Consider the following 20747-nt stretch of genomic DNA (forward strand, 5'->3'; position numbering starts at 1 on the left):
ATTTACGCTTTATATTTACATTTGTCAAGTTATATTTGACACATTAGATGCAACACACCTCTGTCTTTGTCATTTATTAACACCTTACATAATATTAATAGTCATCGATTATCGTAGAAATGTTCCACAAAAGGTTTGTGAAAATCACTGTGACAACTGTCACTCTGTCTGCCGGCCATCTCCGGCCTCTTCATGGGTGCGGCCGTCACGGATGTGGTAGATTCTCCTGAAGGTCGGGATGATCTTCTCGTCATGAGTGACGACTATGACGGCGGTCTCATATTGCCGTGCCATCTGATTTAATATGCGGATCACCGACAGTGCACGCTCGCTGTCGAGCGGCGCTGTTGGCTCATCGGCAAGTATAACAGGCGGCCGGTTGATCAATGCACGGGCTATTGCCACACGCTGCTGCTCACCCCCTGAGAGTTGTGACGGCATGGCTTTGGCGCGGTGCGCCACGTCAAGGGCTTCGAGCAGTTCCATTGCCCTCGAACGGGCTTCGGCATTGGACTTTCCTGCCAGCATCGGCAGCAGTGCGACATTGTCAGTAACATCAAGAAATGAGATCAGGTACGGCGACTGAAAGACAAATCCGATCTTGTCGCGGCGCAGCGCACGCAGGTCGCGGATCTTCCAGCCCCTGTCATATATCACCGCTTCACCGAGGGTCATCTGTCCGTCAGTGGGTTCAATTACTGCGCCAAGACATTTCAGCAGGGTGCTTTTGCCGGAACCTGAAGGACCGACCAGCCCCACTACTTCACCGGCTGTAACCTGCATATCAACGCCCTTAAGGGCATCAACAGCGGTCTCCCCTTTGCCATATCGCTTGCGCAGGCCGCTGATCCGGATACCTGTTGCATTTATATCAGCCACCGATCGCCTCCGCAGGGTCCACCCTGAGCGCGGCCCGGATGGCGAGCACACTCGACATCACACAGATTATTAACACGGCAGCCAGGCTGCGTACAGAGTCCAATGGTTCAAGCAGTACATATTTAGGAAAGTAAGGCGCCCAGAATGTGGCAGCTATCCTTCCCACGACAAAGCCTATTAAGCCAAGGCCCAGCGCCTGCTGCAGGATCATCATCGCAATAGTACGATTTCTCGTGCCAATCAATTTTAGCACCGCTATCTCGCGGATCTTTCCAAGTGTAAGTGTATATATTATGAACGCAACTATAGCCGCGCTCACTATGGCAAGGATTACAAGAAACATCCCGATCTGTCGCGATGACGTAGCAATCAGCTTTCCGATGAGTATTCCTTCCATCTGCTCCCGTGTGTAAACCTGAAGCCGCAGCCAGCGCCGGATGGGATCAGCCACTTCCCCCGGGGTATAGCCCGGTGCGATCTGCACGAGCACGGCATTTACATAAGGATTGGAGCCCTGGGAGGCTATCACCGCATCCGTCAGCCCGGGTACCGCTGGAATATTAAATGCCGGGTTCGCCTCTGTGCGGCGGCGCTGACCAACAATGGCGTCGTTGTCTTTTAAGAACTGGGCCTCCTGCGCATCCCTCAGCGGTATAAACACCATCGGGTCTCCGCCGGATGACACCATACGCCTGGTAAGCCCTACTACAGTATAGTCGTTGCGGCGGATCCTGATACGGTCACCAGTCCTGAACCCTGTCGCCATGTCAGCCACTGCCTCATAATGACCGCGTGTGATATGGCGTCCATCAACAAGATAGCCTGGCTGTCCAGGCTCACCGGGCCCGCCAGGCACTACCCCCACCACCATAGCCCTCACATCGCTTTCTCCATGGTGCACCTGCATCGTCAGGTATGTAGTGTTTGCTGCACGGGCTACCCCTGACATGCCAAGTATGCTGCGATAGACATCGTCATACAGGCTGGATGATTCAGCATACGGGCCAAGCGTATCCTTTTGAACTACCCAGAGGTCAGCGCCGCTGTTATCAAGCAGGGCTTTGGCGTCATCTATCATGCCGCGGTAAACCCCTGCCATTGTAAGGGTTACGCCTATCAACAACCCCAGACCAAGACCTGTGAAGACAAACTTCCCCCACGAGTGCATGATGTCCCGTCCTGCAAGGTTTATCATTTTGACACCCCTGGCAGGCGTTCAACTATCCTGACCCGGCTGCGGGCATTGAGCGCCTTTTGGCTATAGACCACCACCTCATCCCCTGCACTCAATCCATCGAGCACCTGCACCCTGCCGTCAGGATCTGTTGCACCCAGCTTTACAGGGGCAAAACGAATGCCGCCATCACCTGTAACCCAGACACCTTTAGCACCGTTTACCCGGTGCACACTTGCATTAGGCACAACCGGCAGGGGGGCAAGCCCGGGCAGTCCTACAGAGACCTCTGCCAATTCCCCGACAGGCGGCAGGGGTTCCGGCACATCATCAAACACAACTTTCGCCAAAATCTCCTCGGTAACTGCATCAGCCAGGGGCTCTACCAGAAGCACCCTGCCGGGCAGAATCTGACTGGCCTTTGAACGCAGGACGATCCGGGCTTGAAGACCAGGCCGCAGGCCGGAGGAGTCAAGCTGATTGAACCTGACATTGATCCAGACAGACTCAGGATTGATCAGCTCCACTACTGCCTGCCCTGCAACAGCCGTGGTACCAGGGTCAGCATTGCGTGCTGTGACCAGGCCATTCACCGGTGAGAAAAGCCGCAGACTAACCCGTTGTTTAATAACACCCTCACGGTCAGCCCTTGCAGCCAAAAGCTCCTGTCGTACTGCCTCGAGATTCGCCCGTGCTGAGGCAAGGCCAGCCCAGGCAACATCGCGTTCCTGCCTTCTCGATTCTACTGCCTCTTCACTTACAGATTGTGACTGCAAAAGTTTTTCGTAACGCTGTGCCTGGGTATCCGAATAGTTAAAGCGGGCAAGGGTGTCACGCTCATGGGCCTCTGCTGCCAGCACTGCAGACCCTGCCCGCCTGATAGCCGCATCCTGCGCAGCTACACGGTCGTCCAGATCCACCGGGTCCATTTCACCAAGCAGTTGGCCTGCCTTTACCCTGTCACCGATATGCACGTTTACGTTTTTAATCCGTCCGGGGATCGTAGGGCCGATACGGTAGGTATAACGGGCCCCGATAGTGCCAACTCCAAAAAGGGACGGTGAAACAGCGATATCTTCCACTGTCGTCACTGTCACAGGGACAAGGGCAAGCGGCCCTGAACGTAAGGCAACATATATTAAGAGTACAAGCAGGGGAACTATCACTGCCACTAAAGAGAGTTTTCTGATATTTATGGATAGTCTTGCCATATTATGCCCCCAGACCCCGGCGATAGATTGCGAACACTCCGGATGCTTCTCTACGCATATGATTTATGTCCCGTGCCAATAGTGACTGCATGATAAGGCCCTGCAGCATACCCACAAAGAGAGACGCAGCAGCATCCACATCAACATCCCCGGACAATTCGCCCTGGGATTTTCCCTGTCCGATTATCGTTCGAAGGCGCTTGCTATAATGCATGAGAAGCGTCTGGACCATGCGTTTGGCAGGCGTATCTTCAGCATGCTGAAGTTCGCCAAACAATATCCGCGGGACCCCCGGGTGCCGGGATATGAAATCAATGTGAGTCATGAACATGGCCTCCAGTGCTGCGATGGGTGACGCGGTCATTTGAACCGCCTTATCTGTCCTGGCAAGTAGCTGCACGGAAACCCACTCCATTACAGCCTGCCAGATCGAGTCCTTGTCCGGAAAGTGCCTGAAGATCGCCCCCTGAGTGAGGTTCATCCGTTTGGCAATAGCCGCTGTGGTAATGTCATTCGGGTTCTGCTCTGCAGCCAGTTCTACTACTGCATCAACAGTGGCTGCTCTCCGCTCATCAGCAGGAAGATATTTTGGACTAGCCTGCATGTCAGATCTCCAAAGATAGTAATTAATTACTATCTTATATCACAGAGTGTATCGTGTCAAGATATGACAGCCTCAAAGCATATTGTATTTTTTAGCACCAGGGCTTGACAGTTGGCTTACCGGGAGTTAATAATAAGCATACTTTTTTATGGATAATTTATTCCTGAAAGGGGGAAAAAGATGAAAAACCAATTATACCGTTGTCTTATTATTGCCGGCATTATCTTTTCTTTTCTGATTCCTGCCGGGGCAATTGCGCAGGACAGGGACAGGACCCATGACAGAGACCTTATTGAGTTGAAACAGCAGCTCCGTGATCAGGTCAGGCTCTCGCAGGAGGAGATTGACGCCGTGGATCCTGAACTGAGGGAGTGTCTTAATCTCAAGGGAAGCCACGTACAGATCAGGGAAATGGTGCAGGCTGCGGTGCAGAATAACTGCAAAGGCACATGCCTTGGTGAGATGCTAAGGAATATGAACCGTGCCATGTCACGGGGGCTCTCTGACAAAGAGGCACAGGAGATGGTGACTTCTGCGATGCGTGAACAGATTCAGGACCTGGAACAAAAGCGTCTTCAGCTGAATGATAAGGAGTTCGGAGACAGGGTACGGGAACGCATCGAAAATCGCCTTACAGAGAGAGAGCAGATGCAGAAAAGGATGCAGGAAAAGACGATGGAGCATGAAGGCATGCATCCGATGGACAGAGGAATGGATCAGAAGAGATTGGGGCCTGATGGCAGCGGCACCAAAGGCAGCGGCAATGGAAGTGGAAAAGGCAGCGGAAGATAATTAAGGTAAGCTTGAAAGTTTGAACTGGAGAGGATGGCGCCGGCGATAGCCATACAATCCAGATTAGGCCCCAGCCAAAACAATACAATCAAGAGGGGGTGATTTGCCTACTTATCCAGGCATCACCCCCGCCCCCAAATCCTCTTGATTTCTTCCAGTACAAATGATAATATCTGCCCTCACAGGAAGCGGTTAATCCCAATATTTCCCATCTCAATTGGGAAGAGACAACAGGAGTAAAATATGAACATTCATGAGTTTCAGGCAAAGTCGTTATTTTCGCAATACGGGATACCGGTCCCTTTTGGAAAGGCCGTATACTCTGTTGATGAGGCTGAGCAGGTTGCCAAGGAAATCAAGACTGATGTTGCTGTTGTCAAGGCCCAGATACACGCTGGTGGAAGGGGAAAGGCAGGCGGCGTCAAGCTTGCCAAAGATAAGAAGGATGTCGGAAAGTTCGCCAATGAGATTTTGGGCAAGGTGCTTGTAACCCATCAGACAGGCCCTGAAGGCAGGTGTGTCAGGAAGTTGCTGGTTGAAGAGGGTGTCAATATCGCGAAGGAGCTTTACCTGAGTCTCCTCGTGGACAGGACATACAGCCGGCCTGTCTTCATTACAAGCCTCGAAGGCGGGATGGAGATAGAAGAGGTTGCGGCACGGACACCGGAGAAGGTCATTAAAGAATACATTGACCCCTGTGCCGGCTTCCAGCAGTTCAACGGCCGCAATATGGCCTTCAAACTTGGCCTGGAGCCGGATATCATTAAGCAGTTTGTATCAATGGCAGGGAAGCTGTACAGGTTGTTTGTGGAAAAAGGGGCATCACTCGTTGAAATAAACCCCCTTGTCATTACAAAGGACAACAGGCTAATTGCACTCGATGCAAAAATCAGCTTCGACGACAATTCATTGTTCAGGCACGAGGACATCAAGGCATTCCGTGACCTTGATGAGGAAGAAGAGCTTGAGATTGAGGCATCAAAACACGGGCTGAACTATGTCAAGTTAAACGGCAACATAGGCTGTATGGTAAACGGTGCCGGGCTTGCAATGGCAACGATGGATGTTATAAAGCTCGCAGGGAGTGAGCCGGCAAACTTCCTCGATGTAGGCGGCGGCGCATCAAAAGAGACAGTAAAGCACGCCTTTCAGATACTCCTTGCAGATAAGAACGTCAAAGGTGTATTCGTTAACATATTCGGCGGGATAGTTCGCTGCGAGAGGATTGCCGGCGGCATCATGGAAGCTGCGAAAGAGGTAAAACTCACAGTGCCGCTTGTTGTAAGGCTGGATGGTACCAATGCGAAGGAAGGGCTTGAGATGCTCCGGAGTTCGGGACTGAACCTCGAGGTCGCATCCACCATATGGGAAGGGGCACAGAAGATCGTTAAGCTGGCTGGAAGCAGTAAATAATCTGTAAATTAATGAGAGGATATCAAAATGAGTATACTTGTCAATAAATCTACACGGCTTATGGTACAGGGGATCACAGGCAAGGAGGGTTCATTCCACACGAGTGCCTGCATGGAGTATGGCACCAATATAGTTGCCGGAGTTACCCCGGGCAAAGGGGGCATGGATTTTGAGGGTGTGCCTGTATTCAATACCGTGAGTGAGGCAGTTGCAGCAACGAAACCCAATGTCTCAATGATCTTTGTTCCTCCCGGATTTGCAGGAGATGCCATCATGGAGTCTGTTGATGCAGGCATCCCGCTTGTGGTCTGTATTACTGAAGGGATCCCTGTCAATGATATGGTGCAGGTAAAGAGATTCATGGCTGGAAGGAACAGCAGGCTTATCGGACCCAATTGTCCCGGCATTATCACACCCGAGGAATGCAAGATAGGGATAATGCCCGGCTTCATCCATAAAAAGGGACGCGTTGGTGTCATATCAAGAAGCGGCACACTTACTTATGAGGCGGTGTGGCAGATAACAAAGGTCGGCCTAGGGCAATCAACCTGCATTGGTATCGGAGGTGACCCTGTCAATGGAACAAACTTCATTGACCTCCTTGAGATGTTCCAGAACGACAAAGAGACAGATGCCATTGTCATGATAGGTGAGATCGGCGGCGACGCAGAGGAGCATGCTGCAGAATTTATCAGGAGTAATGTCTCAAAGCCTGTGATCGGCTTTATTGCAGGCATCACGGCACCACCAGGAAGGCGCATGGGACACGCAGGCGCCATTATATCCGGCGGAAAAGGGACAGCATCAGAAAAGATGGCTGCCATGGAAAAGGCCGGCATTAATGTCGTGCGTAACCCGGCCTTAATCGGTCAGACAGTAGCTGAGTCACTTCAGAAATCGTAATATCACATAATAGGACAAATAAAATAACCCCGTGCTTAATTACCTCATTGAAAGCCGGCCAGACAGGCCGGCGCTGCATATTTTTCCACAACCTATCCACAGATTATCCGCACATTTTCCACCATGTATCCACAAAATAATGGGTATATCGAATAAATAAATCGCAATATGTAGTTTTTTCCCCTTGACAAGAAATCCAAACAGGTGTAAACTTTTTTTCGCATTTTAGGATTTGATTTTTTAACTATTCTGAGCGCGAGCACCCACATATTTTTTCATAAATTAATCTATTTTCTTTTACAGGAGGTCTCTTATGCCCACAAGAGAAGTTTTAGCCCCGGTTTTTTCCCAGAACGCAATCAAAGTCCTTGAGAAAAGGTACCTTGCAAAGAATGACAAGGGACAGGTAACAGAAACACCTGCAGAGATGTTCAGGAGGGTTGCGCGGAACATAGCCCAGGCAGACTTCATCTATGACAGCAATGCAGGTGCGGCACAGAGTGAGGAAAAGTTCTACCAGCTCATGGTTAAAAAGGAATTCCTGCCAAACTCACCCACTCTGATGAACGCGGGCAGGGAACTTCAGCAGTTATCTGCATGCTTTGTCCTTCCTATAGAAGATTCCATGGATGGAATATTTGAATCCGTAAAGCAGGCCGCTATCATACACAAGTCCGGAGGCGGGACTGGCTTCTCCTTTTCAAGGCTGAGACCAAAGAACGATGTGGTTCGTACTACAGGCGGCATTGCCTCAGGCCCTATCTCGTTTATGAAGGTATTTAACCATGCAACTGAGGCTGTAAAGCAGGGTGGAACAAGGCGCGGTGCAAATATGGGCATACTGAGGGTAGACCACCCTGATATAACAGAATTCATAGATTGTAAGATCAATGAGAGTGATGTGACAAACTTCAATATAAGTGTGGCTGTTACTGATAAATTCATGGAGGCTGTTGCAAAAGATGAGTTGTATGACCTGTTAAGTCCGAGGACAGGGGAGCCGGTCTCAAAACTCCGCGCAAGGGAGATATTTGACAAGATAGCAAATAACGCATGGAAAAACGGAGAGCCGGGGCTGTTTTTCATAGATACGACAAACAGGGCAAACCCGACTCCACACGCAGGCGGCATAGAGGCTACAAACCCATGCGGCGAACAGCCTCTTATCCCGTTTGAGTCCTGCAACCTCGGCAGTATAAATCTTGAGGTTCATGTAACCCACATGGATGGGAGGGCTGTTGTTGACTGGGACAGGCTTGAGCGGACAGTCAGAACATCGGTTCACTTCCTCGATAATGTTATTGATATGAACCACTACCCTATTTCACAGATAGAGGAGGTTACAAAGGCAAATCGTAAGATAGGCCTTGGGGTAATGGGTTTTGCAAGGATGCTCTATAAACTTGGAATAGCATATGACTCAACAGAAGGGATAGAGTGCGCCCGCAATGTAATGCGGTTTATCAGGGACATGGGACACAGTGAGTCAGAGAGGGTGTCGGACAGACGTGGTGTATTCCCCAACTGGAAGGGCTCAGCATATGAGAAACAGGGGAAGAGGCTCAGAAATGCCTATATTACTACAGTCGCCCCTACAGGGACTCTTAGCATGATTGCAGACACATCCGGAGGTTGTGAACCTGAGTTCAGTCTTATATGGTATAAGAATGTAATGGGAGGAGAGCACCTTCCATATGTTCAGGAATCATTCATAGAAACCGCCATGTCTGAGGGATTCTGGAGCGAAGAGCTTATCAATAAGATAATAGCAAACCATGGATCGGTACGGGGGATTAGCGAAGTACCGGCAAAATGGCAGACTATTTTTGCTACGGCCCATGATGTTTCGTCCGAATGGCATGTACGTATGCAGTCTGCATTCCAGGAATACACGGACAGCGCGGTTTCAAAAACAATCAATATGCCTTTAGGCGCCACAATAGATGATGTTAAAGACGCCTATGTCCTCGCCTATAAACTCGGCTGTAAAGGGATTACAGTATACAGGGATGGCAGCCGCTCTGAACAGGTAATGAATGTAGGAAAGAGTGGGGACAAGGCCAGGACAGAGATAAATATCAAACAGGCGCCGGAAATTACTCAGCAGGATGACCGCAGGGAGACCAGGCCGTCGCTTCCTGTTATCGAACCAAGACCAAGGCCCAAGACCACAACCGGCGTTACAAATAAGATGAAGACATCCTGCGGCGACCTTTATGTAACTATCAATGAAGATGAAGACGGAAGGCCCTTTGAGGTGTTTTGCAACATGGGAAAGGCAGGCGGGTGTGAGGGCTCCCAGAATGAGGCTATTGGAAGGCTTATATCCCTTGCATTCAGGAGCGGCGTATCACCACAATCCATTATAAGACAGTTGATCGGCATAAGATGCAATCAACCGTATGGACTTGGCAAGAACATAATTCACTCATGCGCTGATGCGATTTCAAAGGCAGTGCTTGAGTACATGATGGCTAAACAGGAAAATGCCGGGCCTGAAGTGAATTTTCAGTTTGACAGGCGTATTGGGTCTGCATGTCCTGATTGCGGATGCGAGATGGAGTTCTCAGAAGGGTGTGAGAAGTGCCATTTCTGCGGCCACTCCAAGTGCTACTAAGCTAACCAGGGAAAAGAGGGTCAGATTTATCTCCTTTCCTCTTTTCTTCCAGGCTTGACACTGCTTGTCCTGACAGGCTATTCTGAGAATATGTTGTATGCAGACCATAGCCGCACCTTTGCACGGAACAAGTATGTCTATGCTGTCCTTTCGAGAAGGTCCAGGGGTATATCTATAGGTATAAACCTCAATCCTGACAGGGTGTGTAACTTTGACTGTATCTATTGTCAGGTTGACCGGACCAGTTACGTCCCTCAATTAAAGGTAGATATCAAATGCATCAGCACAGAGTTAAAAGAGACTATTGATTCAGTAATTTCCGGCAGATTGTATTCCATAGAACCGTTTGACAAGATACCAATAGAATTAAGACACCTCTCGGACATTGCGCTTTCCGGCGACGCAGAACCCACTACTTTTACAAATTTCTACGAAGTTGTTGAAGAGATCATTAAGGTCAAACAGGATGAAACCAGGCTCGTGCTGATAACAAATGCCTCCTGTCTGAACCGTTTAAAGGTTCAGGATGCAGTGGACCTGATGTACAGATACAACGGAGAGGTATGGGCCAAGCTGGATGCAGGCAGTGAGGATTTCTTCAGGAAGATATCACGAAGCAACATTGAGTATTCAGATATACTGGGCAATATAATCCTGACATCAAGGAAACATCCTGTCGTCATCCAAAGCTGTTTCTGCAGGATTGAGGGTACGCCTCCTCCCCCTGATGAGATCACTTTATATTGTAAAAGGCTGAAAGAGATAGTGGATCATGGCGGGAGGATACGCCTGGTGCAGTTATACACTGTAGCAAGACCGCCTGCCGAAAAATATGTCACCCCCCTGACAGAGGGTGAGCTTGATTCAATTGCACTGGAGGTCAGGGAAACCACAGGTTTGACTGCAGAGATATTCCCCTGACTTCAATTTAATACGTTAAACTTAATTCCCAACTTCCATCTTCATTAACACCTTAATCCCTGCTTCATTTCTGACATCATCTATCCAGGCATAACCAAGAGCCCCGGCGGTTTTCATAATAGCCTGAATCATCTCAGAAGATGTCCCTTTGGCTGCGGGCGGCATAATGCCCTCCTGGAAAAACTTCTTTATCCAGTATGCCTTATACCCATCAATAGTACTCCCCATCACCCTTTCTATAAACATTTTCCTGATTGCCTCATCTCTTTGCTCCATGGGTCTAATCTTAATATTCCCGTCTATTGTCTTTTCACCCAAATATATATCCTTCACAACAGAGACAGAGATTGAATTCATTGGATATTCTCTGTTTGCTATAACGGCGAGTTCCCGAGCAAAGACATCTGCACAGAGAATAACTGACAAAATCAATGCGGTTGATCCGGCAACAAATATGAATTTTGCATCTTTCATCTAAACACCAGGTTCGCTAAAAGGCAATGGCCCACTGTAACGCAAATTCATTCCAGTCTTTGTTATCCCTTTTAACAGCCCTAACCTCTCCTTTTAAAGAACTCATGTAGGAAATATTATACCTGACCCCGAGCGTGGTTTTGGTAACATCCTTAGTATTAAGTGTCTGAAAATATGGATCACTTTCATTTATTAACATTTTATCATATAAAATATACGGAACCCATTTTTCTGTAAGATTATATGTGATCAACCCAAAATACGCGCTACTGTTGTAGTTCTTATCTGATTCTGCTCGGTTGCCAATGTTAAAATACTCTCCCGCCAAATTGACATTACCCGGAGAATATGTAAAGGCAGCTACATATATTTCCTGATTGACATCAGCCATTAAGGGGGGCGTTGCAGTATCATCTTTCACTCTGGAAAAATGGCCTGACACGCCAACCTTGAGGTCCTCTATCATAACCGGACATATGGCAGCATTAAAACTGACGGCCTTCCCAATATTATTATCAGAGGTATTATTAGGATTAAGCACCTTATTACTGCCTGACAATACAATCTTTGGCCCGTTGGCAACCTGGATACCATATTCCAGCAACCCGGCTGAAGTCCTTGAACGTCCGGTAACCCAGGCTCCAACTGAGTGAGCAGGAAAGATGCCCCCTTCGAACTCGAACCTGAGCGCCTCCGGCCTCAGGATTGTGGGCTGGAGTTGTTTCCCATGGTGGTACGATGTATTCCAGAAACCGAGTGGTGTATGGAACCTGCCAACCCGTAATTTCAGTTGATCACTGAAAACATAGCCCAGGTAAAGCCTCTCTGCATTTATACTACCTGTGGTAGTCACTATCAACTCCGAAAGGAGCTCCACTTCATCCAGTGATTCTGCAAAATAAAGATCAACTGCGCCAAAAGCAAAACTGCCGTTTCTGTACCTGTCGCTGTCTGCATCCTTTGTACTCTTGGTTAAAGAGGTATCGGCAAACCCCTTAAACTCAAAGGCATGGCTGACGGAAAAAGCCTGTGCGGAAATAGTGATAACCATAATGAATGCCTGCAAAACTCGCCTCATATCTTCTCCGTTCTCTCTTTGGCATACTGCATCAATTAATTCCCTACCTCTATCTTTAATAATACCTTTACCCCTGAGTCCTTCTTAACATCATCAATCCAGATATAGCCGACAGCCCCTTTGGTCTGACTGATCACAGTAAGCACCTCAGAGGGTGTCCCTTTTACTGCAGGCGGCATCACACCTTCCTGAAAAAATTTCTTTATCCAGTAAGCCTTATATCCGTCCATTGAACTACCCAGAACCCTTTCTATAAACCTGGACTTTATCTCCTCATCCCTCTGCTCCATGGGTTTTATTTTTATTCCCCTTTCCGATGTCTTTTCGCCAAGGTAAATATCTTTTACAGTAGTGGCAGAGATTGAATCAGATGGGTAATCTTTATTGGCTATGATAGCAAGTTCCCTCGCGTAGGCACTTGCATAGATCGTCCCTGACAACAGCAATATAATAAGTCCGGACAAAAGACCAAATTTAACATTAGTCATTTATACCCTCCTGTTTGCAAACCGTATATCTAAGCCATCAACCAGGATCAGCTAAAATGCAAGGGCCCACTGCAGTGCAACTTCGTCCCAGTCTTTTCCACCCTCATCAATGATATTTCTGTATTCCCCCTTCAAGGAGCTCCTGTAGCTAATGTTATAGCGCAGCCCCAGGGTCATTTCTTTATTATCTATGCCTGCCTGTAATACACTCATATAGGGATCATCGTCTCCAACTGAAAGCTTTTCATACATTAAGTAAGGCTCCCACTTCTCTTTTATCGAATATTTTATCAATCCGTAATAGGCCGTGTTCGTAAAATCACCCGCCGATTTACTTTTATCTTCAATCCTGAAGTACTCTGCAGCCATACCAAGGGGGCCTTTTGTATAGACTGCGGACAGGGCATATATTGTCTGGTCAACGTCTATAGTAACAGGATCATCATTACTGGTTACCTCAGCAATATGTCCGGAGACACCAAGCTTCAGCCCTGCTATCACAGACGGCGATATGGAAACATTAAAGGCCGCCGACTTGCCAATGTTATTGTCAGAAGTATTGTTTGGGGTAAGCACAGCTTTGCCCAGGTCAATCATGGGTCCGTTGCCCAGCATAGCAGAATAGTCTACAGCACCTGCCCTCGTATTCACACGGCCCAGCAGATTCACGCCTACAACGTGAGTGGGAAGGATGCCTCCGGCATCGTCGAATGTCAGAAACTTCGGCCTTTCAATCGTTGGCTGAAGCTGGACACCATGATGATAGGCAGTATTCCAGAAACCAAGAGGAGTATGAAACCTGCCCATACGAAGCTTTGCTGCATCATTAAAGGTATATCCAATCGTAAGCCGCTCAATATCCAGTTCATCACCTTCTTCAATTAATGTCTCAATCAATATTTCCACATCTTCCACAACCTCCGCTACATACAGATCAAGGGAACCAAAGGCAAAATCCCCGTTTCTATGCGCATCAGCATCTTTGGTGCTCTTTGTGAAGGAAACATCGGCAAACCCTTTAAATTCAAAGGCATAAACACAGGGAAGACCAGCAACAAATATCAGTGCCAGCAATGAGACAATTTGTGCAATCATTTTCATGCGCTTTCCTCCTCAATTATTTCTAACACAACTAAAATATCAAATTCAACAAAAATCATTCAACACAATAACCCGATTTAATGAAAAAAATCAATAAATTAGAATATGTCATGACACTACGTCAATTAAGCACATTATTGACCAGCTATGCTGCAGCAAGCAGCTCTATTGTGGACTCACAAAAACGATTCTAAGGTATCCGGTTCAGTGAGGGGTGGAGAACACGCAAAGTCTTTACAAATGTAGACAGTGACTTTTCCAGTCTCCTGACGCTTGCCTCTTGAAAATTGAGGTGCGCATTCTTCCCCCTGATTTGTCTCATCAATAAGAAAAATTACCATTTCAGGGGCATACGACTCTCTTATTTTACTCAACATCATCTTTGCTCTTTCGCTGTCTCTGTTTCCAATGACAGTAACCTCTGTAACACAAGCAAGATTAAACATGGCAGACGAAAGTATTGAGGCATACTTAAAGGGAGACGATAAAGCTTCATTGTAATACAGCCTTATCGTCTCCTCAGCCAATGCCTTGTACCTTATGTTATCCCTGTATAGAGAAAGCCTCAGCAGATTCATGGCAGCAATTCCATTTCCGGAAGGTATTGACTGATCAGTGCCTGTCTTAAGCCTGTAAAACAGTCTGTCAGGATCAGCTGCTGCACTGAAAAAACCACCACCGTCATGATCCATGAAGATATTAATCATCGAATCTGTCATTTCTTCCGCCAATTGGAGATATTTTCGATCAAAAGTCACCTCAAACATATCAATGAGAGCTGACGCAAGGAATGCATAATCATCCAGGTTTCCGCTGATCTTTGCCGACCCATCCTTCCAGACATGAAGGAGTCTACCATCCCTTAACCATAAATTGGATATAATAAAATCGGATGATCTTACAGCAACATCAAGATATTGATTGAGACCTGTAGTCCTGTACGCATCAGCAAAGGCAGATATTGCCAGTCCGTTCCAGCTTGTTATCACCTTTGTATCCTGAAATGGCCTCTCCCTCACCCCCCGCTCTGCAAACAGTTTCTCTTTTCCTTTTGCAATTATGCAAAGGAGCTCATTGTCCGGTCTGTCAAATTCATGGGCGAGGGCCTTCAGCCCCCTGTCAACATGCAATACGTTTCCACCCTCAATATTTCCTTCATCTGTAACTCCGAAATATCTAATCACCACATCCGAATCCTCACCAAGGCATGCTGATATCTCATCCTGGGACCAGACATAGAATTTTCCTTCCACCCCTTCACTGTCAGCATCCTCAGACGCAAAGAATCCCCCCTCAGGATGTTTCATATCACGCAGCAGATAATTAAGGGTTTCTTCGGCAATTCGCCTGTAAAATGGATTTTTGGTAATCTTAAAGACATCAAGGTAAATCCTTGAGATTATCGCATTATCATAGAGCATTTTTTCAAAATGAGGTATCTGCCACCTTTCGTCAACAGAGTAACGGTGGAATCCGCCTCCAAGCTGGTCGTATATTCCGCCTTCAGCCATCTGATGAAGTGTCTTCTCTGCAGCCTCAAGTATCATGCTGTCATTATTCCTCCTGTATAGCCTGAGGAGCAATGACAATTGTATTGCAGACGGGAACTTGGGGGCTGAACCAAAACCACCGTGAGAAGGATCATAATCCCTGAGAATAGATGATGCAGCAGACTCCGCCTCAGCAATCTTCAGTCCATCACCCGACGGACTCTTTAAAGTAATCCGTTTTAAGACACCGGTCAAATCCTCAATCGTACTTTCCAGCGCCCATTTTCTGCTTTTGTACGCATCCGAGACTGCGGCAAGGACATCCGGAAAGGCCTGTTGTCCATACCTTTCTTCAGGCGGAAAGTATGTACCTCCAAAAAAGGGCTGCCTCTCCGGTGTAAGAAATACTGTCAAAGGCCAGCCACCCCCTCTGCCGAGGATTTGCATCGCATACTGATATAGCTCATCTATATCCGGGAACTCTTCCCTGTCAACCTTAATATTTACAAATAACCTGTTCATCAGGCCGGCAATTTTTTCATCTTCAAAAGACTCCTTCTCCATAACATGGCACCAGTGGCATGCAGAATATCCTATGCTCAGAAGAACTGGCATATCGTCCGCCCTGGCCTTCTGAAATGCCTCATCCCCCCACGGATACCAGTCTACAGGATTGTGGGCATGCTGAAGGAGATACGGGCTGGTCTCGTTAATCAATCTGTTTGTGTATTTATAATTCACCACAGGATATCCTCATGCATTGAGACCTGAATATTTCTCAATCAATCTTATCAAAAGGGTAAGCAGCAGCGGCCCTAAAAAGATCCCTGCAAATCCAAAGGCAGACATACCTCCTATTATACCGATAAATGACAGGATCACATGAAATCCGAGCCTCTTGCTTATGAAATATGGCCTTAAAAAATTGTCTATCATCCCAACCGCAAGTATTCCCCATATAATCAGGAATATCCCTCTTCCTGTCATGCCGTAGTAAATTAAATAAATGGACGCTGGTCCCCACACAATGACCGTGCCTGCAAAGGGGACAATGGCCGTTATAAACATGATTGCGCCGAAAAGCACCGGCGCCGGAAGACCCGTAACCCAGAAGCCTATTCCACCAAGCAGCCCCTGCAGCATTGCGGTGAAGACTACTCCATAGATCACCGCCCTGATGACTTCCCCTGTCTCTCTGACAAAGATCTCAACATCCGCTGAAGGTACAAGCGGCGAATCCATGAGTTTTTTTATAAAACTCTCTCCGTCCCGGAAAATAAAATACAATATAAGTACGGCAACACTCATCTGAAACAGGATAGAAAGCGCATCACCTGTCGCTGAACTCACATAGCCGGCGATAAACTTGCCTGCATCTCTTGAACCAGATATTATACTTTCTTTCAGGCCTGCATCTTCTACAGGGACAAGTTGCGATATCCTGTCCAAAATAAAAGGGATCTGAGGATAGACCTTCTCATACATATAAGAAACCTGTGTAACAAGAGATGTTATAATGAAGGCAGAAGGTACAAGGAAAAAGAGGAGCACACATGCAACACTAATCAGTGAACTTAGCATCCCCTTTCCTCTGAAGACGAGTCTGAGTTTTCTATTAAGAGGCCAAAAGGTCACTCCGGCTATCACTGCCCAGAGTATGGCCTTATAGAATGGCTTAAATACGAGGTGTGCACCATATAATACAAGGACAGATATAACAACAAGGACTACGGCGGTAACTTTCTTGCGGTCTATCTCCACAGCCAGCCCCCTGGTGACAGGAAACAGGGTATCAGATACAATCCTAAATTTCAAATGAATCATCACAGGCGGCATCTCGGGCGGCTTCCTTGACAACAGATACCTCATGGTTTATTCTACGCGTAAGTGCGGAAAATTTATAACTTTTTAAGTTCAATCAGATTAGCGGTTGCAATCTTTTTTTTGTTGGCTGCAGGTTCAATAGCAGGAACTTTTGTTGATCAGGAAATAAACGACGTCTACCATAGCTGGTGGTTCTCAGGTCTCCTCGTGCTGCTGGCTGTAAACCTTGCCGTTTGCCTTTCAAAGAGGCTGCCTTCCATATGGAGGACATATTCTAATGTTGATTGCGATTTCACCCATAACCTTATACTGAACTTCAGGCATCACACATCATTACATTTCGAAGGAACTGTGCATGAAGCAAACAGACAAGTTGAAGCATCCCTCAGGAAGAGGAAGTATAAAATTTGGTTTGAAAATTACCACGACAAAATCTCCATGTTTGCAACAAAAGGTGCCATAGGCAGACTTGGGCCGGTAATAAGCCATGTCAGCATCTTCCTCATTCTGACAGGGGCTGCATTAAGCAGTGCAACCGGATTCAGGAGTCCCCTCCCTGTCTATAAAGGCATGCCTGTTAATGTGCCCCATGGTAACTTCTCAGTCGTCCTTGACAAGTTCTGGGTAGACTACTATGAAAATGGCAAGATTAAAGATTACTTCAGCACCCTCTCCATCATTGACAACGGAATAACCGTTCTGACCAGAACTGTCCAGGTAAATGAACCTATGCATTACAAAGGCATATGGTTTTATCAGAGCAGTTACGGCAAGACAGAATATCATTCTGATGGCGAGTTTATGCAAATAACCGGCAGGGAAAGCGGCAATGTATTTAATGATGCAGCACTTCTTCAGATAGCGAAAGACCCTGGTGTGAATATTGTGTGGGTGGGGAGCGGCCTTCTGATGGCCGGACTTTTTACATCCTTTTTCATATTCCACAGGAGGCTCTGGGTCAGGATCGAACCTTCTGAAAACAGTTCAGTAATTTATATTGGCGGACTGTCAAATAAGGATATTACAGGATTTGAAAGGGAAATGGACAACCTGATTTGTGATATACTAAGGCATCAACGTACCAGAGGAGGCTGACAATGGATTACTCTCACATATCTGTCTTTGTTGCTTTTTCAGCAGGATTCCTGTCATTTGTATCACCCTGTGTCCTGCCGCTGGTACCATCTTTTGTAACTTACATAACAGGACTGACCTTTGAAGACATTACAGCAACTGAAGAAAAAAACAGGGTACGGTATATAACTATCACCAACTCCCTTGCATTTATAGCCGGATTTTCTTCTGTATTCGTTCTCCTTGGCGCCTCTGCAACTTATATAGGCGCGGTCTTTCTTTCATACCAGGATATTGTTCAGAAAACAGGCGGCATCCTCATTATACTGTTTGGATTATACATAATGGGTGTAATTAAATTAAGCTTCCTGTCTGCTCAGAAAAAGTTTCATATAGAGAACAAACCAGCAGGTCTTATAGGTTCGTTCCTGGTAGGAATGGCATTCGCGGCAGGATGGACACCATGCGTCGGGCCTATACTCGGTTCAATCCTTCTGTATGCAAGCACGACCGGATCTATCACTAAAGGCATGGGGCTCCTGGCTGTATATTCTCTTGGACTTGGACTGCCACTCTTCATCTCGGCCCTTGCGATAAATTCATTTCTGGCGACATTTAAGGTCCTCTCCCGTTACATGAGGTGGATAACGATTCTTAGCGGGGCATTCCTCATCATTGTAGGGATAATGATATTTACAGATTCATTCACATATCTCACTTCCTGGTTTCAGAAACATGGAATCGGGTGGAGCCTTGAGTAAGAAATGCACCCTATACTCATAAAAATAGGTTCTATTGAGATACGATATTATGGGGTCATGATTGCCCTTGCCTTTATCGCAGGGGCGATAGTCGGTGAAAAAGAGGCCAGGAGAAAGGGGTTTCAGTATGGCGTGGTCTATGACCTTCTTTCATATCTCCTTGTTGCAGCAATCATAGGGGCGCGTCTATACTATGTACTTTTCGCTGATCTTTTATGGTTTATTTCTCACCCGATGGAGATACTTGCCATCTGGAAGGGGGGGCTATCGCTTCACGGCGGAGTGCTGGGGGGAGTGCTTGCCGGTATCTGGTACTGCAGGAAAAAGGGGCTTCCTGTCTGGAAATTCACTGATGTTCTTGCACCTTCGATAGCGCTTGGGCAAGCTATCGGAAGGATAGGCTGCGCCATGAATGGATGCTGCTTTGGCAGACCCACAACCCTTCCATGGGGTATAATTTTTACTAACCCTGACTCCATTGCCCCCTCTGGCATACGGCTTCACCCGACACAGATATATGAATCATTGATGAGCTTCGGACTCTTTCTGGTTTTGTGGTATATGAGGAAAAAGACACCCTTTGACGGACAGCTGTTTATCACTTATCTAATAGGATATGGGGTAATAAGATTTTTCCTTGAATTCTTCAGGGGAGATTCGTTATTATTATTCAACTTGATACCAGTTCCTCATGCTGTTAGTGTCGTAATAATTGTTTTGGGAATTATTCTCTACAGATACAGGAGCAAAGCAGTCAGTACTTTATGATGCAGGTATACGATGTTATAGTAGCAGGGTCCGGTCCTGCAGGCGCCACAGCCGCTTATAAACTTGCAAAGGCAGGCCACAGTGTCCTTATCCTCGAACGGGACAAGCTCCCAAGGTACAAACCCTGCGGAGGCGGCCTTTCACTTAAGATTAACCGTATCCTTGACATAGATATCAGTGACCTAATAGAGGCCACGGTCAACGGCGCATACTTCAGCTATGGACATAAAGAGGGCACCCGCCTCATGTCTGAACAACCGGTGGCGTATATGGTAATGCGTGATAAGTTCGACTCCCGGCTGACTTATGAGGCTGTAAAGGCAGGGGCTACACTTCTAACAGGTAAAAAGGTGGCGGGTATCGCTGATAATAAATCCGGATATGATGTATTTACGAATGGGGAAACCTTTTCAGGAAGATATGTAGTTGGGGCTGACGGAGTAAATGGGGCAGTACGCAAATATATTCACCCAAAATCCGTCAGGACCATAGCCGCCTCAATAGAGGCAGAGATTGAGGTAGACCAGACAGTGCTTGATCAGCATTCAAATTATGTACATATAGATTTTGGGGTCATACCATACGGGTATGCATGGGTCTTCCCCAAAAAGGGGATGTTGTCTGTAGGCATCGCAGGATTTAAGGGTGTCGTAAAGAGGCCTAAAGAGTTCTTTGATACCTTTATTAATGGACATGCTGCATTGTCCGGATTAAATAGATTTTCATGCAGGGGCTACCCGCTCCCCCTCTTCAGGAATCAGCAATTACTTGCAAAAGGGGGAGTCCTTCTGACCGGTGACGCCGGCAATCTCGTAGACCCTTTTTTCGGAGAGGGGATATATTATGCGATCAGAAGCGCACAACTCGCATCATCAGTAATATCTGACAGTATTCGCAATGGGAACACCGACCTGAGCAGATACGACAAACTTCTCAGCAATGAGTTATACCCTGAGTTCAGGGCAGCGCAGAAGGTCTCACAATTTGTTTATGCATTTCCGAGGGTCTGGTATGACATACTGACTGAGAGGCCGGAGCTCGCAGAGATGTACTTCAATGTTCTCAGAGGCAAGAGCAGGTATGAGCTATTTATGAAGGATTTAAAGGCCATAGGTGGATCGCTTGTCAAAACAGCAATCAAGAAAGGTATTGTACGTTTGTTTCGTTAGCTGATT

The 20747-nt window shown here is 47.0% G+C and carries 19 protein-coding genes; 9 read left to right on the forward strand and 10 right to left on the reverse strand.

What is annotated here, in order from left to right; translation table 11 throughout:
- Positions 1-159: 159 nt before the first annotated feature.
- From IT393_03120 to IT393_03135, 4 genes are read right to left on the reverse strand one after another with little or no spacing between them, the layout of a single operon-like run.
- Positions 160-870: an ABC transporter ATP-binding protein gene (locus IT393_03120; protein ID MCC7201643.1), complete on the reverse strand. Its 711-nt coding sequence runs from the start codon at positions 868-870 to the stop codon at positions 160-162.
- A 1-nt stretch (position 871) separates the two neighbouring features.
- Positions 872-2074: an ABC transporter permease gene (locus IT393_03125; GenBank protein MCC7201644.1), complete on the reverse strand. Its 1203-nt coding sequence runs from the start codon at positions 2072-2074 to the stop codon at positions 872-874.
- Complete coding sequence (locus tag IT393_03130) at positions 2071-3264, reverse strand: efflux RND transporter periplasmic adaptor subunit (protein ID MCC7201645.1); 1194 nt, start codon at positions 3262-3264, stop codon at positions 2071-2073. Before IT393_03130 ends, IT393_03125 begins: the two co-directional genes overlap by 4 nt.
- Before the next feature lies 1 nt (position 3265).
- Positions 3266-3868: a TetR/AcrR family transcriptional regulator gene (locus tag IT393_03135; protein MCC7201646.1), complete on the reverse strand. Its 603-nt coding sequence runs from the start codon at positions 3866-3868 to the stop codon at positions 3266-3268.
- A gap of 180 nt (positions 3869-4048) precedes the next feature.
- On the opposite strand from IT393_03135, the gene IT393_03140 reads away from it, so the two are divergent.
- From IT393_03140 to IT393_03160, 5 genes are all read left to right on the forward strand, one after another.
- On the forward strand, positions 4049-4660 hold the full coding sequence (locus IT393_03140; protein MCC7201647.1) for a hypothetical protein: 612 nt from the start codon (positions 4049-4051) through the stop codon (positions 4658-4660).
- 243 nt (positions 4661-4903) lie between these two features.
- Positions 4904-6073, forward strand: a complete 1170-nt coding sequence (sucC, locus tag IT393_03145; protein ID MCC7201648.1) for an ADP-forming succinate--CoA ligase subunit beta — start codon at positions 4904-4906, stop codon at positions 6071-6073.
- 27 nt (positions 6074-6100) lie between these two features.
- Positions 6101-6976, forward strand: coding sequence for a succinate--CoA ligase subunit alpha (gene sucD / locus IT393_03150; protein ID MCC7201649.1), 876 nt, complete (start codon positions 6101-6103; stop codon positions 6974-6976).
- Between the two features lie 313 nt (positions 6977-7289).
- Positions 7290-9593: a vitamin B12-dependent ribonucleotide reductase gene (locus IT393_03155; protein ID MCC7201650.1), complete on the forward strand. Its 2304-nt coding sequence runs from the start codon at positions 7290-7292 to the stop codon at positions 9591-9593.
- Between the two features lie 90 nt (positions 9594-9683).
- Positions 9684-10514 (forward strand): radical SAM protein, encoded by an 831-nt coding sequence (locus IT393_03160; protein MCC7201651.1) that lies wholly within the window; start codon positions 9684-9686, stop codon positions 10512-10514.
- Positions 10515-10535: 21 nt separating this feature from the next.
- Here the strand turns inward: IT393_03160 and IT393_03165 are convergent, their stop codons facing one another.
- From IT393_03165 to IT393_03190, 6 genes are all read right to left on the reverse strand, one after another.
- A complete protein-coding gene (locus IT393_03165) occupies positions 10536-10988 on the reverse strand; it encodes a hypothetical protein (GenBank protein ID MCC7201652.1) in 453 nt (150 codons plus the stop codon).
- A gap of 16 nt (positions 10989-11004) precedes the next feature.
- Positions 11005-12066 carry a hypothetical protein gene (locus tag IT393_03170; protein ID MCC7201653.1) on the reverse strand — a complete coding sequence of 354 codons (1062 nt, stop codon included), beginning with the start codon at positions 12064-12066 and terminating at the stop codon, positions 11005-11007.
- Between the two features lie 35 nt (positions 12067-12101).
- A complete protein-coding gene (locus IT393_03175; protein ID MCC7201654.1) occupies positions 12102-12554 on the reverse strand; it encodes a hypothetical protein in 453 nt (150 codons plus the stop codon).
- A gap of 51 nt (positions 12555-12605) precedes the next feature.
- Complete coding sequence (locus tag IT393_03180; GenBank protein MCC7201655.1) at positions 12606-13649, reverse strand: porin; 1044 nt, start codon at positions 13647-13649, stop codon at positions 12606-12608.
- Between the two features lie 182 nt (positions 13650-13831).
- Positions 13832-15889 carry a thioredoxin domain-containing protein gene (locus tag IT393_03185; GenBank protein MCC7201656.1) on the reverse strand — a complete coding sequence of 686 codons (2058 nt, stop codon included), beginning with the start codon at positions 15887-15889 and terminating at the stop codon, positions 13832-13834.
- A gap of 9 nt (positions 15890-15898) precedes the next feature.
- Positions 15899-16906 (reverse strand): AI-2E family transporter, encoded by a 1008-nt coding sequence (locus IT393_03190; GenBank protein ID MCC7201657.1) that lies wholly within the window; start codon positions 16904-16906, stop codon positions 15899-15901.
- Positions 16907-17032: 126 nt separating this feature from the next.
- Between IT393_03190 and IT393_03195 the strand changes: the two genes are divergently transcribed.
- The 4 genes from IT393_03195 to IT393_03210 are packed head-to-tail and all read left to right on the forward strand — an operon-like array spanning position 17033 to position 20741.
- Positions 17033-18064 carry a cytochrome c biogenesis protein ResB gene (locus IT393_03195; protein MCC7201658.1) on the forward strand — a complete coding sequence of 344 codons (1032 nt, stop codon included), beginning with the start codon at positions 17033-17035 and terminating at the stop codon, positions 18062-18064.
- Positions 18065-18066: 2 nt separating this feature from the next.
- Positions 18067-18804, forward strand: a complete 738-nt coding sequence (locus IT393_03200; GenBank protein ID MCC7201659.1) for a sulfite exporter TauE/SafE family protein — start codon at positions 18067-18069, stop codon at positions 18802-18804.
- Between the two features lie 3 nt (positions 18805-18807).
- Entirely contained in the window at positions 18808-19572 is a 765-nt protein-coding gene (gene lgt / locus IT393_03205) for a prolipoprotein diacylglyceryl transferase (GenBank protein MCC7201660.1), read from the forward strand.
- Positions 19569-20741, forward strand: coding sequence for a geranylgeranyl reductase family protein (locus IT393_03210; GenBank protein ID MCC7201661.1), 1173 nt, complete (start codon positions 19569-19571; stop codon positions 20739-20741). The genes lgt and IT393_03210 overlap by 4 nt, the downstream gene beginning before the upstream one ends.
- The last annotated feature ends 6 nt before the right edge of the window (positions 20742-20747 follow it).

This window comes from Nitrospirota bacterium, from assembly GCA_020851375.1.
Classification (GTDB): Bacteria; Nitrospirota; 9FT-COMBO-42-15; order HDB-SIOI813; family HDB-SIOI813; genus RBG-16-43-11.